Source organism: Streptomyces zinciresistens K42, assembly GCF_000225525.1.
Taxonomy (GTDB): domain Bacteria; phylum Actinomycetota; class Actinomycetes; order Streptomycetales; family Streptomycetaceae; genus Streptomyces; species Streptomyces zinciresistens.
Window position 1 is genome coordinate 1 of record NZ_AGBF01000172.1, and the last position, 14754, is coordinate 14754.

General features: G+C 75.2%; 11 protein-coding genes and 1 pseudogene. 9 read left to right on the top strand and 3 right to left on the bottom strand.

Features of this window, described 5'->3' with window-relative positions; all coding sequences use genetic code 11:
* Positions 1 to 1236 (top strand): CDP-glycerol glycerophosphotransferase family protein (locus SZN_RS29425; protein ID WP_007502159.1); only part of this gene is annotated, 1236 nt, incomplete at its 5' end.
* A gap of 80 nt (positions 1237 to 1316) precedes the next feature.
* The gene (locus SZN_RS29430; RefSeq protein WP_007502160.1) at positions 1317 to 2921 is read left to right on the top strand and encodes a hypothetical protein; all 1605 of its coding nucleotides are present in this window, start codon (positions 1317 to 1319) and stop codon (positions 2919 to 2921) included.
* A gap of 13 nt (positions 2922 to 2934) precedes the next feature.
* Here the strand turns inward: SZN_RS29430 and SZN_RS29435 are convergent, their stop codons facing one another.
* Entirely contained in the window at positions 2935 to 3348 is a 414-nt protein-coding gene (locus SZN_RS29435; RefSeq protein ID WP_007502162.1) for an organic hydroperoxide resistance protein, read from the bottom strand.
* A gap of 126 nt (positions 3349 to 3474) precedes the next feature.
* On the opposite strand from SZN_RS29435, the gene SZN_RS29440 reads away from it, so the two are divergent.
* The 3 genes from SZN_RS29440 (at position 3475) to galE (ending at position 7053) form a co-directional block, all read left to right on the top strand.
* Positions 3475 to 3954 carry a MarR family winged helix-turn-helix transcriptional regulator gene (locus SZN_RS29440; RefSeq protein WP_007502164.1) on the top strand — a complete coding sequence of 160 codons (480 nt, stop codon included), beginning with the start codon at positions 3475 to 3477 and terminating at the stop codon, positions 3952 to 3954.
* Between the two features lie 406 nt (positions 3955 to 4360).
* Positions 4361 to 6076: a glycosyltransferase family 2 protein gene (locus SZN_RS29445; protein ID WP_007502165.1), complete on the top strand. Its 1716-nt coding sequence runs from the start codon at positions 4361 to 4363 to the stop codon at positions 6074 to 6076.
* Positions 6073 to 7053: a UDP-glucose 4-epimerase GalE gene (galE, locus tag SZN_RS29450; RefSeq protein WP_007502166.1), complete on the top strand. Its 981-nt coding sequence runs from the start codon at positions 6073 to 6075 to the stop codon at positions 7051 to 7053. Before SZN_RS29445 ends, galE begins: the two co-directional genes overlap by 4 nt.
* Before the next feature lie 69 nt (positions 7054 to 7122).
* On the opposite strand, the gene SZN_RS29455 is transcribed toward galE, so the two are convergent.
* Entirely contained in the window at positions 7123 to 7749 is a 627-nt protein-coding gene (locus tag SZN_RS29455; protein WP_043733850.1) for a TetR/AcrR family transcriptional regulator, read from the bottom strand.
* 332 nt (positions 7750 to 8081) lie between these two features.
* Here SZN_RS29455 and SZN_RS29460 point away from each other — a divergent pair, with 332 nt between their 5' ends.
* The 4 genes from SZN_RS29460 to SZN_RS29475 all read left to right on the top strand — a co-directional run bounded on the left by SZN_RS29460 (position 8082) and on the right by SZN_RS29475 (position 13892).
* A complete protein-coding gene (locus SZN_RS29460) occupies positions 8082 to 9005 on the top strand; it encodes an ABC transporter permease (RefSeq protein ID WP_007502168.1) in 924 nt (307 codons plus the stop codon).
* A complete protein-coding gene (locus SZN_RS29465; RefSeq protein ID WP_007502169.1) occupies positions 8998 to 9897 on the top strand; it encodes an ABC transporter ATP-binding protein in 900 nt (299 codons plus the stop codon). The genes SZN_RS29460 and SZN_RS29465 overlap by 8 nt, the downstream gene beginning before the upstream one ends.
* A gap of 114 nt (positions 9898 to 10011) precedes the next feature.
* Positions 10012 to 12234, top strand: a complete 2223-nt coding sequence (locus SZN_RS29470) for a CDP-glycerol glycerophosphotransferase family protein (protein WP_007502171.1) — start codon at positions 10012 to 10014, stop codon at positions 12232 to 12234.
* Positions 12231 to 13892 carry a glycosyltransferase family 2 protein gene (locus SZN_RS29475; RefSeq protein WP_007502174.1) on the top strand — a complete coding sequence of 554 codons (1662 nt, stop codon included), beginning with the start codon at positions 12231 to 12233 and terminating at the stop codon, positions 13890 to 13892. The genes SZN_RS29470 and SZN_RS29475 overlap by 4 nt, the downstream gene beginning before the upstream one ends.
* A 12-nt stretch (positions 13893 to 13904) precedes the next feature.
* Here the strand turns inward: SZN_RS29475 and SZN_RS29480 are convergent.
* Positions 13905 to 14754, bottom strand: a pseudogene (locus SZN_RS29480) (hypothetical protein); the annotation flags it as partial.

Genomic DNA, 14754 nt, shown 5'->3' on the forward strand with positions numbered 1-14754 from the left:
CGGGCGGGCCGCGCGGCCGGGCAGCGCGGCCGGCGGCTCTGGTACGCGGCCCAGTCGCGGCGTCCGCTCGATCCGCGGCTCGCCGTCTACTCGGCGTTCTCGCACCGCGGTGTGCTGGGCGATCCGGCTGCGGTGTTCGCCAAGGCCCGTGAGATCGCCCCGCAGTTGGAGGGCGTCTGGGTGGTGCGGGAGGACGCGGTGGAGGGGCTGCCGCCGGGGACGGACTTCGTGACGCCTGGCTCGCGGCGCTACCACGAGGTCATGGCGCGGGCGACGTACTGGGTGAACAACGTCAACTGGCCCGGCACGCTGGCCAAGCGGCCGGGCAGCGTCCACATCCACACCCATCAGGGCACCCCGCTCAAGTACATGGCCGCCGATCTGCTGGCGAAGCCCGGGGCCCGGCACGGGTTCGACGTGCCGAAGATGCTGTGGCGGGCGGACCGCTGGGACTACAGCCTGGTGGCCAACCGGCACTCGGAGCTGGTGTGGGAGCGGGCGTACCCGTGCCACTTCGCCTCGGTGCGCACCGGCAGCCCGCGCAACGACGTGCTGGTCGGCGCCGGTCCCCGGGAGACGGAGGCGGCGCGGGCCCGGCTCGGGGTGCCGGCCGGGCGCGCGGTGGTGCTGTACGCGCCGACCCGGCGGGAGTACCGGCGGGGCGGCCATGTGGACCGGATCGACCTGGCGCGCTTCGCCCGCGACCTCGGCCCGGACCACACGCTGGTGGTGCGGCTGCACCCGTCGCTGGCCAAGGGCACGGCCCGGGGCATGGGCCTGGCCGATCTGCACCGCCGGGGCCTGCTCGTGGACGCGACGGACGTGCCGCACGTCGAGGACGTGCTGCTGGCCGCCGACGTCCTCGTGACGGACTACTCCGCGCTGATGTTCGACTACGCGCTTCTGGACCGGCCGATCGTGATCCACGCCGACGACTGGGCGGCGTACACCGCGAGCCGCGGTGCCTACTTCGACATCACGGCGCAGGCGCCGGGGCATGTCACGCGCGCGTACGGGGAGTTGGCGGCGCTGTTCACGTCGGGGGCCTGGCGGGACGGGGAGTCGGCGCGGCTGCGGCAGGGGTTCCGCGAGCGGTTCTGCGAGTTCGACGACGGGCGGGCCGCCGAGCGGGTGGTGCGCACGCTGATGCTGGGCGAGCGGATGCCGGAGCGCGGGTCCGGGGCGCAGCGCGTGCCCGGTCCGGCGGGCGCGCCTGCGCTGCTGGACGCCCGCTGAGCGCGGCGCGGACACGGATGGGCTCATCCGATGCGGTGAGATGAGGCAAGGCCGTGGATGCCTCCGGGAACACTCGCCAAATGCCTCGAACCCCCAGCACCTCCACGCTCGGAGCCGCGGGCGCCGACGTCGGTTCCCCCGTCCGGCGGGCCGTGCGCGGCGCGAGCGCCCTGCGCGGCGGCCGCGGCCCGCGTCCGACGCCGTACCAGGTCTTCGGTCTCGCGTTCTTCCTGGTGATGCTGCTGGCGTACTGGGCCGTGCCGCTGTGCTGCGACGCGGGCCAGCACGCGGCGGTGGTGGAGCGGCTGAAGGCGGATCTGCTGCACCCGCGCCATCCGATGGCGGACCTGCCGGGCGCGGGCAGCCCCTACTACTCGCCGTACGCGGTGGCGCAGGGCGCGTTCGCGCTGCTGACGGGGCTGGGCGGCTGGGAGGTCGTGCGGCTCGCGGGTGTGCTGAACCTGGCCGTCCTGCTGACCGGTATCGGCCGGCTGGTACGGGTGCTCACCCCGAGGCCGTGGGCGCCGGTGCTCGCGCTGGGCGCGATGACGCTGCTGTGGGGGACCGAGCGGGCCTGGTGGAGCGGGTATCTGAACCTGATGTCGATGACGGGCAACCTCGGCTACCCGTCGGCGTTCGCGATCGGGCTCACCTTCTGGGCCTGGGCGTGGACGGGGTCGCGGGCCAGGGGTCCGGCGCGGGGGCCGGTCCGCTACGTCGGCCCGAGCGGGCAGCCGGGGTTCGCCGGGTACGCCGGGCTGGGCGCGCTGTACGGGCTGATCCTGCTGATCCACCCGATCACCGCGGTGGCGGCGGCGCTGGGCGCGGTGGCCTTCGTCGTCGGCTCGCAGCGGCACTGGAGCGCGGCGGTGGCCGCGCGGTGGGCGGTGGCGGGGGCCACGGCCCTGGTGCTCGCCGGGGCCTGGCCGTACTTCGACGTGTTCGCGCTGGCCGGCGACGGCAGCGTGGACGCGATGCACCGGCGGCTGTACGAGCGGCTGCCGGGGCAGTTCTGGCTGGCGCTGCTGGGCCTGCCGGCACTGTGGCTGCGGTGGCGCAGGGCGTCCTGGCGCGATCCGCTGGTGCTGCTGTTCGCCCTGGACTGCCTGCTGGTGGCGTACGGCTGGGTGAGCGGCCGCTACACCTACGGCAGGATTCTCGGGCTCACCCTGGTGCCGCCGCAGTTCGCGCTGGCGGTGGAGCTGGCGGCGCCCCGGCCGTGGCACCTGGCGTGCCGGGCGCTGGGGTGGGCCGCGGCGGTCGGGGCGTGCGTCGGGTTCCTCACCGTGCAGGGCGGGGCGGTGGTGCCGCGCGCGCTGGACCCGATCGGGCTCGAACAGCCCTCGCGCTGGCCGTCGTACGCCTGGGTGGCGCGTCATGTCGGCAAGGGCGAGGTGGTGATCTCCGACGGGCACTTCGCGCCGCGCTCGATCCCGGGGTACGGGCCCGCCCTGGCGGCGCCGATCTGGCCCGATCCCGCGCTGGACGAGCGGGAGCGCCTGCGCCGGCTGGCCGATGTCCGCGCCTACCTCGCCCCGGCGTCCACGCGGGCCGAGCGCACGGCCGTCGCCCGGCGGTACCACGCGCGCTGGCTGCTGCTGACGCGGTGGAAGAAGGTGCCGGAGGAGGCGGTGGTGGTGGCGTGGAGCCGGGAGACGGGCGAGGTGCTGGCGCGGATCGGCTGACCGGCGGCGCGGGTTACTCGATGACGAGGTCGACCGGGATGTTGCCGCGGGTGGCGTGGGAGTAGGGGCAGACCTGGTGGGCCTGCTCGACCAGCTTGCGTCCGGTGGCCTCGTCGAGACCGTCGGGCAGTTCGACGCGGAGGGTGACGGCCAGGGCGAAGCCCTCGCCCTGCTTGCCGATGCCGACCTCGGCGGTCACGGCGGCGTCGGAGACGTCGACCTTGGCCTGGCGGCCGACGAGGCCGAGGGCGCTGCCGAAGCAGGCGGCGTACCCGGCGGCGAAGAGCTGCTCCGGGTTGGTGCCCTGACCGTCGCCGCCCATCGCGACCGGCAGGCTCAGGGCGAGGTCGATCTTGCCGTCGTTGGAGACGGTGCGGCCCTCACGGCCGTGGGTGGCGGTGGCGACAGCGGTGTAGAGCGCGTCCATGGAAAACCATCCCTCTCGGAAGTCGTCGCGGCCCCGTTCCGTCCTGGGACCGCCGCACGACCAGAAGTAGAGCACACAATTTAATTGTGCACAACTAAATGAGGGGCACGCGCTACCCTGGGGGACATGACGACCCCGCCGAAGGCCGAGGACTGGCTCCGCCTCGACCAGCAGATCTGCTTCTCCCTGCACGCCGCCTCGCGCGCCTTCGGCGGCGTCTACCGCGTGATCCTGAAGGACCTGGGCCTGACCTATCCGCAGTACCTGGTGATGCTGGTGCTCTGGGAGCACGGCGAACTGCCGGTGAAGCGGCTGGGCGAGCATCTGCGCCTGGACTCCGGCACGCTGTCGCCGCTGCTCAAGCGGCTGGAGGCGGCCGGCCTGGTCCGCCGGGAGCGCAGCACCCGCGACGAGCGCTCGGTGGAGGTGCGGCCGACCGCCGAGGGGACCGCGCTGCGCGAGCGGGCCGCGGAGGTGCCGCGCCGGATCGCGGCGGCGACGGGCTTCGACGTGGCGGAGATCGGCGCACTGCGGGCGAGGCTGGACCAGCTCACCACCGCCCTGGACGCGGCGGCCCTCGCGGGGACGCCGGGACGCGGGGCGTAGGCGGGGGCGGGGGCGGGGGCGGGGGCGGCGGGCGAAGGGCGAAGGGCGAAGGGCGGCGGGCGGCGGGCGACGACAGGAACAGGAACAGAGGCAGGGGCGGCAGGCGCCAGGGGTGCGGGCGGCGGCCCGGTCGCGCGGCACCCGGCCCGCATCACCCTTGAGCCAAATTGTCGTATTACCTGACATTTACTCCCACTCCACGGCGTATCACGCCGAATACGGCGTCCCCCGGCCTACGATCCGCAGTGACGCAGCCCCACGCCCCGCCTGCGCACGCCCCCCGTCCCCGAAACACCGCCGCGCCGCGCTGAACCGGCCGCCGGGTCCGGCCGTCTTCCGGACCGGGCCGCGCGTCCCGCCTGACGGGCTGTCACCCCCTTCCCCTCGACCCCGGACCGTGGCCCTCATGCACCCTGACCCCCCGCCCCCCGCAGGCGACGCCCAGGTCGCCGTGGTCGTCATCGGCTACAACGACGCCGCGCACGTGACGGCGGCCGTGCGCTCGGCGCTCGCGCAGGGGCCCGTGGTGCGCGAGGTGATCGCGGTCGACGACTGCTCGACCGACGGCAGCGCGGCCCTGCTCACCCGGCTCGCGGCGGCCGAACCGCGGGTCGTGGCCGTCCGGCGCCGGGTCAACAGCGGCGGCTGCGGCAGCCCCCGCAACACCGGCCTCGACCGGGTGAGCGCGCCCTACGTGATGTTCCTGGACAGCGACGACGTCCTCCCGGCGGGCGCGGCGGGCGCGCTCCTGGCGGCAGCCACGGGTGCGGAAGCGGAGGTGGCGGGCGGCAGGTGCGTACGGCGGGAGCTGCCCGGCGGGCGCGACGTGCCGTGGGAGCCCGCGCTCTACGCCGCGCACGCCGTCATCGAGCGCCCCGCGCTGCGCCCGCGCCTGGTGCACGACACGCTCTGCGTCAACAAGCTGTACCGCACCGGCTTTCTGCGCGAGCACGGCATCCGCTTCCCCGAAGGCCGCTTCCCCTACGAGGACCTCGTCTTCACCGCGCGCGTGCTCGCCGCCGGCCCGCGTATCGCCCTCGTCCCCGACCCGGTGTACGTCTGGCACGTGCGCCGCTCGGCCGGCCGGCTCTCGATCTCCCTGGACCGCGCGGGCATCGGCAACTGGCGGGCGCGCACGGAGGCGGGCCGGCTGGCGTACGAGATCCTGCTCGGCGCCGGGCAGAAGGAGCTGGCGCGGGCGGCCCGCGCCAAGTTCCTCGACCACGAGCTGCGGATGTACGCCCGCGAGCTGGGGCTGCGCGACGCGGACTACCAGCGCGCGTGGTGGGCGCACACCCGCGCCCACCTCGCGGAGTTCGACGCCGCCGACTGGGCGGCCAACCCCACCGCGCCGGGCCGTCTCGTCGGCCGCGTCGTCCTGGCCTCCGCCGAGCCCTGCGACCTGCCCCGGCTGCGGGACCTGGCCTCCCGCCCCGCGCGGCTGCTCCCGCCCTACGCGCACGCCCCCGACGGCACCCCCGCCTGGTCGGCCGCGCTCCCCCAGGTCCCGCTCGACGCGCTGCTCACCCGGCCCGTGCGCGAACTCCCGCTCGCCGTGGAGGCGCGGCTGCGGCCGCGCACGCGCACCGCCGGACTCCGGCTGTGCCTGCACGAGCTGTACGGCCGGGTGGCGCAGGCGGGTCCGCAGGCGCTGGAGGCGCAGTGGCGCGACCGCGGCACGGGCCGGGCGGCCGGGGCCGCCGCGGTGCTGGACCTCACGGCCGCGGACGGGGGCGTCTGGCGGGCCGCGACGACCCTGCGCTGGGCGGACTTCCCGGCCGGCACCTGGGACCTGCGGCTGCGGGTCCGCTTCACGGACGGCTCGCACCGCGAGATGACGGCGCACGCCGGGACGGGCGCCGGTGCCCTGCGCCGCCGCGCCGTGCTCGGGCACCGGTACGCCCTCGCGCTGGTGCAGCCGTACGCCACACACTCCGGCTCACTGGCACTGCGCGTCGCTCCGGGCGCGCGGGGCGTGCTGTCGGTGCTCCGCGCACGGTTCCGCCGCCTGCTCCACCGGCTCCGGGACCGCCCGCGCGCACTCCCGGACCGGCACGGCCGGCGCAATCGGCACGACAACCGGCCGACCACAGGCCACACACGAGGGGACGGCCGCACATGACCTGGCTGATCACCGGCGGCGCCGGCTACATCGGCGCGCACGTCGTACGGGCGATGACCGGGGCGGGCGAGCGCGCCGTGGTCTACGACGACCTGTCCACCGGCGTCCCCGACCGGGTGCCCGACGGCGTCCCGCTGGTCGTCGGCTCGACGCTGGACCGGGAGCGCGTCGCCCGCGCCCTCGCGGCGCACCGCATCACCGGTGTCGTCCATCTCGCGGCGAAGAAGCAGGTCGGCGAGTCGGTGGAGCTGCCCCTGCTCTACTACCGGGAGAACCTGGAGGGCCTGCGGGTGCTGCTGGAGGCGGTGACGGCGGCGAAGGTGCCGTCGTTCGTCTTCTCCTCGTCCGCCGCGGTCTACGGCATGCCCGACGTCGACCTCGTGACGGAGGAGACACCGTGCGTGCCGATGTCGCCGTACGGCGAGACCAAGCTCGCGGGCGAGTGGCTGGTGCGGGCGACGGGCCGGGCCACCGGGCTGTCCACGGCGTCGCTGCGCTACTTCAACGTGGCGGGCGCGGCCGCCCCCGAGATCGCCGACACCGGGGTCTTCAACCTCGTCCCCATGGTCTTCGAGAGGCTGACGCGCGACGCGGCCCCGCGCATCTTCGGCGACGACTACCCGACACCCGACGGCACCTGCGTGCGCGACTACATCCATGTGGTGGACCTGGCCGAGGCCCATGTGGCCGCGGCCCGCGTGCTGCACAGCTCCCCCGGCCGCTCGCTCACCCTGAACATCGGCCGCGGCGAAGGGGTCTCGGTCCGCGAGATGATCGACACGATCAACGCGGTCACGGGCCACGACCACCCCCCGGCGGTCACCCCCCGCCGCCCCGGCGACCCCGCCCGCGTGGTCGCCTCGGCCGACCGGGCGGCCACCGAGCTCGGCTGGAAGGCCAAGCACGACCTCCGCGACATGGTCACCTCGGCCTGGGCCGGCTGGATCCGCAGGCACCCGGGGGCGGCACGGGACTGACGCCGCCCCGGCCCGGAGCGCGGGGGCGCGGCGCCGGTCCGGCTCGGGCCGGGTCCGGCGCCGTCCGCGTCACAGCGCCCTGAGCGCCTGCGCCGTCGCGCGGGACAGGGTCTCCAGGTGGTCCTTGGGGAGCCCGGGGGCGCGGATCACCACCGAACGCCAGTACAGCGGGCCGGAGATCAGGTCCAGGGCCAGGTCCCGGTCGGCGCCGGGGCGGATCTCCCCGCGCCGCTCCGCCGCCGCGACGATGCCGCTCGCCACGCCCGCCTGACCGTCCCGCAGGGCCTGCTGCACGGCCTCGGCGATCTCGGGGCTGCGGGCGGCCTCGGCCTGGAGGTCGGGGAGGATCTGCGAGGCCAGCGGGTGCCGCAGGGCACGGGCGGTCACCTCGTACAGCAGTCGCAGGTCCTGCTCCAGCGAACCGGTGTCCGGCACGGGCAGGCCCCCGACCGCGACCGCCGACACCACGTCGAGCACCAGGTGCAGCTTGGAGCGCCAGCGCCGGTACACCGCGGTCTTGCCGACGCCCGCCCGGCGCGCGATGCCCTCGATCGACATGCGCGCGTAGCCGACGGCGGCCAGTTCCTCGAAGACGGCCGCCCGGATCGCCTCCGTCACGTCCTCGCGCAGGACGGCGGCCCCGGCGGGGGTCCTGCGGCGCGGACGCGTGGCGGGCTCGTCGGCGTTCGTCGTCATACCGCCCAGCATAGGGCGTTGCGACGATACGGTCCCGTCCCTTCGCGGCCCGCCCGGCGGCGGCACCCCGGCGACACCGGCGGGACACCGGGGTGGCCGCGGGGCGACGGCCGGGTGACGCCTGCCCCACGTGACGACGGAACGGTTGCGTCCCGACGTCCGAGCGCCCTACGCTCACGTTGCGACGATACGGTCCCGTCCCGACGGAAGAATCCGTGAGGAGAACCGTAGGAAGCCGACGGCCACCGCCGGTGCCCGCCCGTCCGGGCGCCCCTCCCGGGCGCCCCTCCCCAGCGAAATCCCGACCGAGATCCCGAGCGAAAGCAGCGGATGTGACCCAGGCCCCGCACCCCCCGCCCCCGACGGGCTCCGCCCCACCCGGGCACGGCGACCTCGCCGCCCTCGCCGCCCGGCACGGCCTCACGGTCAGCGGCGCCCGTCCCCCGCTCGCCGCGTACGTCCGCCTGCTCTGGGCGCGGCGGCACTTCATCGCGGCGTTCTCGACCGCCAAGCTCACGGCCCAGTACAGCCAGGCCAGGCTCGGCCAGGTCTGGCAGGTGATGACCCCGCTGCTGAACGCGGCCGTCTACTACCTGATCTTCGGGGTGCTGCTGGGCACCAGGAGGGGCGTCCCGGACTACGTGCCGTTCCTCGTGACGGGCGTGTTCGTGTGGACGTTCACCCAGAGCTCGATCCTGGCGGGCACCCGGGCGATATCCGGCAACCTCGGCCTGGTGCGGGCCCTGCACTTCCCGCGGGCGGCGCTGCCGATCTCCTTCTGCCTCCAGCAGTTGCAGCAGCTGCTGTTCTCGATGTGCGCCCTGGTCGTCATCCTGCTCGCCTTCGGCGTCCCGGTCGCCTTCTCCTGGGCGCTGGCGCTGCCGGCCCTGGCCTTGCAGTTCACGTTCAACGCGGGCGTGTCGATGGTCATGGCGAGGATGGGCGCGAGGACTCCGGACATCGCGCAGCTGATGCCGTTCGTCCTGCGCACCTGGATGTACGTCTCCGGGGTGATGTGGAGCATCGACAACCTGGCGGGCAAGCACACCGGCTGGCCCTCCTGGGTCCTGCCGGTCCTCCAGGCCAACCCGGCCGCCGTCTACATCGACCTGATGCGCTTCGCGCTGATCGACAGCTTCGGCGCGGACCGGCTCCCGCAGCACGTGTGGGCGCTCGCCGCGGGCTGGGCGCTGCTCGCCGGCGCGGGCGGCTTCGTCTACTTCTGGAAGGCTGAGGAGACCTACGGCCGTGGCTGAGCACCCGAACCCGCAGCACCCCGCCCCCGCGAGCGGCGGCGGCGCGATCCCGACCGTCGTCGCCGACGGCGTCGACGTCGTCTACCGCGTCAACGGCACGGGCGCCGGGCGGGGGTCCGCCACCGCCGCCCTCCACCGCATCCTGCGGCGCGGGCCGGCCGAGCGGACGGCGGGCGTGCGCACGGTGCACGCCGTCCGGGACGTCTCCTTCGTGGCGTACAAGGGCGAGGCCATCGGGCTCGTCGGCACCAACGGCTCCGGCAAGTCGACGCTGCTGAAGGCGGTCGCGGGGCTGCTGCCGGTGGAGCGGGGCCGGATCTTCACCGACGGCCAGCCCTCCCTGCTCGGCGTGAACGCGGCCCTGATGAACGACCTCACCGGCGAGCGCAACGTCCATCTCGGCGGGCTCGCCATGGGGATGTCCCGCGAGCAGATCAGGGCCCGCCACCAGGAGATCGTCGACTTCTCCGGCATCAACGAGAAGGGCGACTTCATCACCCTGCCGATGCGCACCTACTCCTCCGGCATGGCGGCCCGGCTGCGCTTCTCCATCGCCGCCGCCAAGGACCACGACGTCCTGCTCGTCGACGAGGCGCTGGCGACCGGCGACCGGTCCTTCCAGAAGCGCTCCGAGGCGCGGATCCGGGAACTGCGCAAGCACGCGGGCACGGTGTTCCTGGTCAGCCACAACAACAAGTCGATCCGCGACACCTGCGAGCGGGTGCTGTGGCTGGAGCGCGGGGAGCTGCGCATGGACGGCCCCACGGACGACGTCCTGAAGGAGTACGAGAGCTTCACGGGCGGCAAGGGGGCCGGGCCGAAGCCCGCGGCCGGGCCGAAGCCGACGCCTGAGGTGCGGCCCGGGGAGGGCGCCGGCCGCGTTCCCTCGTGAGGCGCAATCCGGGGCCGTACGGCACCCTCCGGGGTCACCCTTTCATCCTATTAGTGCCACTATGGCCAAGCGGGGTGGCCCCGTAGCGTCGGCGAAGGTGAAGGAGTCTGCGCGATGCCCGAGCTCAGCGTCGTCGTCCACGGGCCGAACACCCGGGACCGACTGACCGGACTCCTCGCCTCGCTCGCCGCCCGTCCGCAGCCCGGCGTCGAGGTCGTCGTGGCGGCCGTCGGCGACTGGGCGCAGGAGACGGCGGCCCGCCACGCCCCTGACATGCTGGTGCTGCCCCTGCCGGAGGGCACCGGGGCCGCGGCCGCCCGCTCCGCCGGGGCGGCCCGCGCCTCGGGCCGGTTCCTGCAGTTCGTGCACTCCCGGGACGGCCTGCCCGCCGGCGCCCCGCGCACGGTGGCCGAGCGCACCGCCGAACTCCCCGACGAGGTCGACGTCCTCCTGCTCGACCACGTCCGCTCCACCTGGGAGAGCGCCGGGCTCCCCTCCCGGGACGGCCCGCTCCTCGCCCGTGCCGGCCGCGCGCCCCGGCAGCTCGACGACCTCGCCCGCGGCGCGCTGCGCGTCACCCCCCTGCTCGGCAACCGCGCCCTGCGCACCGCCTTCTGGCGGGCGCACGAACAGCGGTTCGCCACCCCCGACGAGCCGTTCGCCGCGTACGCCGCCCTGCTGCTCGCCGACCGGATCGCGGCTCTGAACCAAGTCGCCTACGAGGTAAGGGAGTTGCGGCCCGAGAGCCTGCCGCCGGCCGGCCCGCGGGAGACGTACGCGCTCGTCGACCGCTACGAGGCGCTGCTCGCCCTCGCCGAGGAGCGCGGGGCCGGGCACCCCGGTGCCGCGGGCCGGGTGCCGCACGCCGTCCTGTACGACGTGATGGTCCGCGACTGTCTGCGCGCCTTCGCCCGCACCGCCCTGCCGGAGCCCGTCGCCCGGGAGTTCTTCCGCCGGGCGTCGCAGGCGGCCGTGCGCCACCGTCCGCCCGGGTACCGCCGCCCCGCCGGCCCCGAGGGCATCCGCCGCGGCCTGCTGGAGGAGAACGCCTACGCCCGCTACCGCGCCTTCCAGGCCGCCAACCGGGCCCGCCGCGCCACGAGGTCGGCCGTGCGGACCCAGCGCCGCCGGGTCACCGCCGCGCTCGGCGACCGCCACTACCGCACGGCCCTGTCCCGCCCGGTCGACCCGGGCCTCGCGGTCTTCTCGGCGTACTGGAACCGCGGGGCCGCCTGCAACCCGGCGGCGATCGCGGCCGAGCTCACCGAACTCGCCCCGCAGATCCACCCGGTGTGGGTGGTGACCCCGCAGAACGCCGCGCTGCTGCCGCCCCACACCGACCACGTCCTGCCGGGCACCCGCCGCTACCGCGAGGTCATGGCGACGGCGAAGTACCTCGTCAACAACGTCAACTTCCCCGACGACACGGTCAAACGGCCCGACGCGGTCCATCTGCAGACCCATCACGGCACCCCCCTCAAGCGCATGGGCCTGGACCAGCTGGAGTTCCCGGCCGCCGCCAAGGGCCTGGACTTCCGGGCGCTGCTGGCCCGGGTCGACAAGTGGGACTTCAGCGTCTCGGCGAACAGCCACACCACCCGGATGTGGGAGCGGGCCTATCCGGCCCGGTTCGTCTCCCTCGACCACGGTTATCCGCGCAACGACGTCTTCTACCGGGCGACGGCGGCCGACGTCCGGGCCGTGCGGGACCGGCTCGGCGTCCCCCCGGGCCGGCGCGCGATCCTCTACGCCCCCACCCACCGCGACTACGAGGCGGTCTGGACCCCGCGCCTGGACCTCGCCGCGCTGGCCGAACAGCTGGGCGAGGACACGGTCCTGCTGGTGCGCGGCCACTACTTCTACGACGGCGCCCCGTCCCCGCTGACCGCCCTGCGCCGCTCCGGCCGGGTCGTCGACGTCTCCGCCTACGACCCCGTCGAGGACCTCTGCCTGGCGGCGGACGCGCTCGTCACGGACTACTCGTCCATCATGTTCGACTACGCCAACCTCGACCGGCCCGTCGTCGTGTACGCCGACGACTGGGAGACCTACCGCTCCACCCGGGGCGTCTACTTCGACCTGCCGGCCGAGCCGCCCGGCCAGGTCGCCCGCACCCAGCGGGAACTGACCGAGATCCTGACCACCGACGCCTGGCAGGACGAGGCCGCGGCGAAGGCGCGCACGGCGTTCCGCCGCCGGTTCTGCGAGTACGACGACGGCCGGGCCGCCGAGCGCGTCGTGCGCCGCGTCTTCCTCGGGGAGAGCGAGGACGCCCTGCCCCCGGTGGTCCCGCTGGAGGAACGCACCCCCGCGCCGAGCCCCCGGGAGGCGGTATGACACCGGACGTCACGGTGACCGTCATCGTCCACAACGACGCCGAACGGCTGCCCCGGGCGGTGGAGTCGGTGCGCCGGCAGACCCATCGCGCCCTGGAGATCGTCATCAGCGACGACCACTCCACGGACGCGACCCCGCAGGTGGCGCGGCGGCTGGCGGCGCGGGATCCGCGCATCCGCTGCCTGCGGCTGCCGGAGAACAGCGGCGGGTGCAGCGCGCCCCGCAACCGCGCGCTCGACATCGCACGGGCGCCGTACGTGATGTTCCTGGACAGCGACGACGAGCTCACCGACGACGCGGTCGAGCTGCTGCTGGCGGCCCACCGCGAGCGCGAGATCGACTTCGCGATGGGGGCGGTGGTCCGCATCCGCGAGGACGGCGGACGGCGCTCGCGGTGGATGGGGCACCTGGTCGCCGAACGCCGCACGGTGCTCGGCATCGAGTCCGAGCCCCGGCTGCTCTTCGAGCACCTGGCGACGAGCAAGATGTACGCGCGCGCCTTCCTGGACCGCCACGACCTGCGCTTCCCCGAGGGCATCCACTACGAGGACCAGCTGTTCACGGCGCAGGCGTACTGCCTGGCCAAGGAGTTCACGATCATCCCGGAGCCCGTGTACCGCTGGTACATCGCGCCCTACGCCGCCGCCGGCGCGGCGTCGATCTCCAACCAGCGCGACCGGCTCGGCAACGTCCGCGACCGGGTGCGCGTCCAGCGCCTGATCGACGGCTTCCTGACCGAGAGCGGGCACGGCGGGCTGCGCGAGGACAAGGACTACAAGTTCCTCAAGCACGACTTCCGCATGTACGCGGGCGACCTGCCCTACCGCGACGAACGCTGGCTCGGCTCCTTCGCCGGCATCGTGGTGCCGTACCTGGAGACCCTGTCCCCCGCGGCCTACGCACGGCTGCCCCGAACGGAGCGGGTGGTGCTGCAACTGGTCCGCGAGCACCGGTTCGCCGAGGCCCGGTCGGCGGCGCGGGGGCTCGGCCGCGCGGTCGCGCCGCGCCGCGTGACTCCGGACGCCGACGGGCGTACCTACTGGGGCGGCGCCGTTCCCGCCGGCGCGTGGTCCCGGCGCGAGCTGGACGTCACCGACCTGGAGCTGGACACGCGGCCGTTGCGCAGCGCGCAGTTCCGGCACGAGATCACCGAGCTCACCCGGGGCCCCGGCGCCTCGGTCGACCTCACGGTGCGCACCTACGACCCCGGGCTGCGCCTGCCGGTGGGCCCGCACCGCGCGAGCCTCCTGCTCACCCCGGGGCGGCGCCGGCTCAGGGCCCCGTTCCGGCTCACCCCCGTGCGCCCCGGAGTCTTCGAGGGGCAGGTGCACCTGGATCTGGCGTCGGCCCCCGTGCCCCGGCACGGCTTCGCGGGGGTGCGCCACCCGCTGCTGCGCATCGAGCACCGGGGCGTGTCCCACACCGCCGTGGTCCTGGCGCCGCTGTCCTTCCCCACCCTCAGCACCCGCATCGACTACCACACCGGTGTCTCCCCGCACCGGGTCACCGTCGAGCCGGAGGGCCGCGGCGCGGGCCGTCTCCAGGTGCGCTGGCAGCCGGTCGGCGTCACCGCCCGCCTGGTGCGCCCGGTGGTGCGCGGGGTGGCCCGGCCGCGGGTGAGACGGGCGGCCCGGCTGCTCAGAAGCGTGCTGCGCTGACGGGCCGACCGGTCACGGGGTCACCGCGTACAGGGCCTGGCCGTCCGGCCCGCGGGCCACCAGCCGCAGTCCGGGCCGGGCGCCCGGTCCGGCCGCGGCGGCGGGGCCGGGCGCACCCCGGTCCACCACCCAGCGCACCCGGTACTCCCGCACGATGGCCCGCCGCACGTCCTGCGGGGTGCCCGGTGCGAAGTACCGCCGTACGGCCGCCGTCCGGCGCCCCTCGTCGGGCAGGAAGAAGTCGGGGTAGCCGGGTGCCACCGTGTAGGGGCCGTACGCCGGGATCTGCCGGGCCGCGGCGGTGCGCGCCATGACCACGTCCCCGTAGCGCACCCACGGGGTGAGCCACTGGTAGCCCGTCCAGGGCTCGCGGTAGCGCTCGGCCACCGCGCGCGGCAGGGCGTCGGGCGGCACGACGTAGCCGAGGGTCACCGCCTGGGTCCACGCCCCCACGCAGAGCGCGGCGGCAACGAGGCCGGTCCACACCGCGCGCGCCCGGCGGGTCCCGGCCCGCAGCACCTCCAGGGCGGCGGCGAGCTGCGCCGGGATCAGCGCGGCGGGCAGTGCCCGGCCCCACGAGTAGCGGCCGGTCAGCCAGCCCGCGGCGACCAGGAGCGCCCCCAGCGCGAAGAAGAGCACCAGCGGATCGCGGTGGTCGCGCCGCCACCTCGGCACCAGCGCGGCCACGCCCGCCAGGGCCAGCCAGTAGCGGCCCCCCAGGTCCCGGTACAGGCTCCGGTGCACCGACTCCAGGTCCGCGCCCGCCCCGAACAGCGCGAAGAAGTCGTAGTAGGGCCACGCCCACAGCACCACCGCCCCCGCCGCCAGGCCGGCGGCGAGCCGCGGCCCCGCCGCCCGGCCG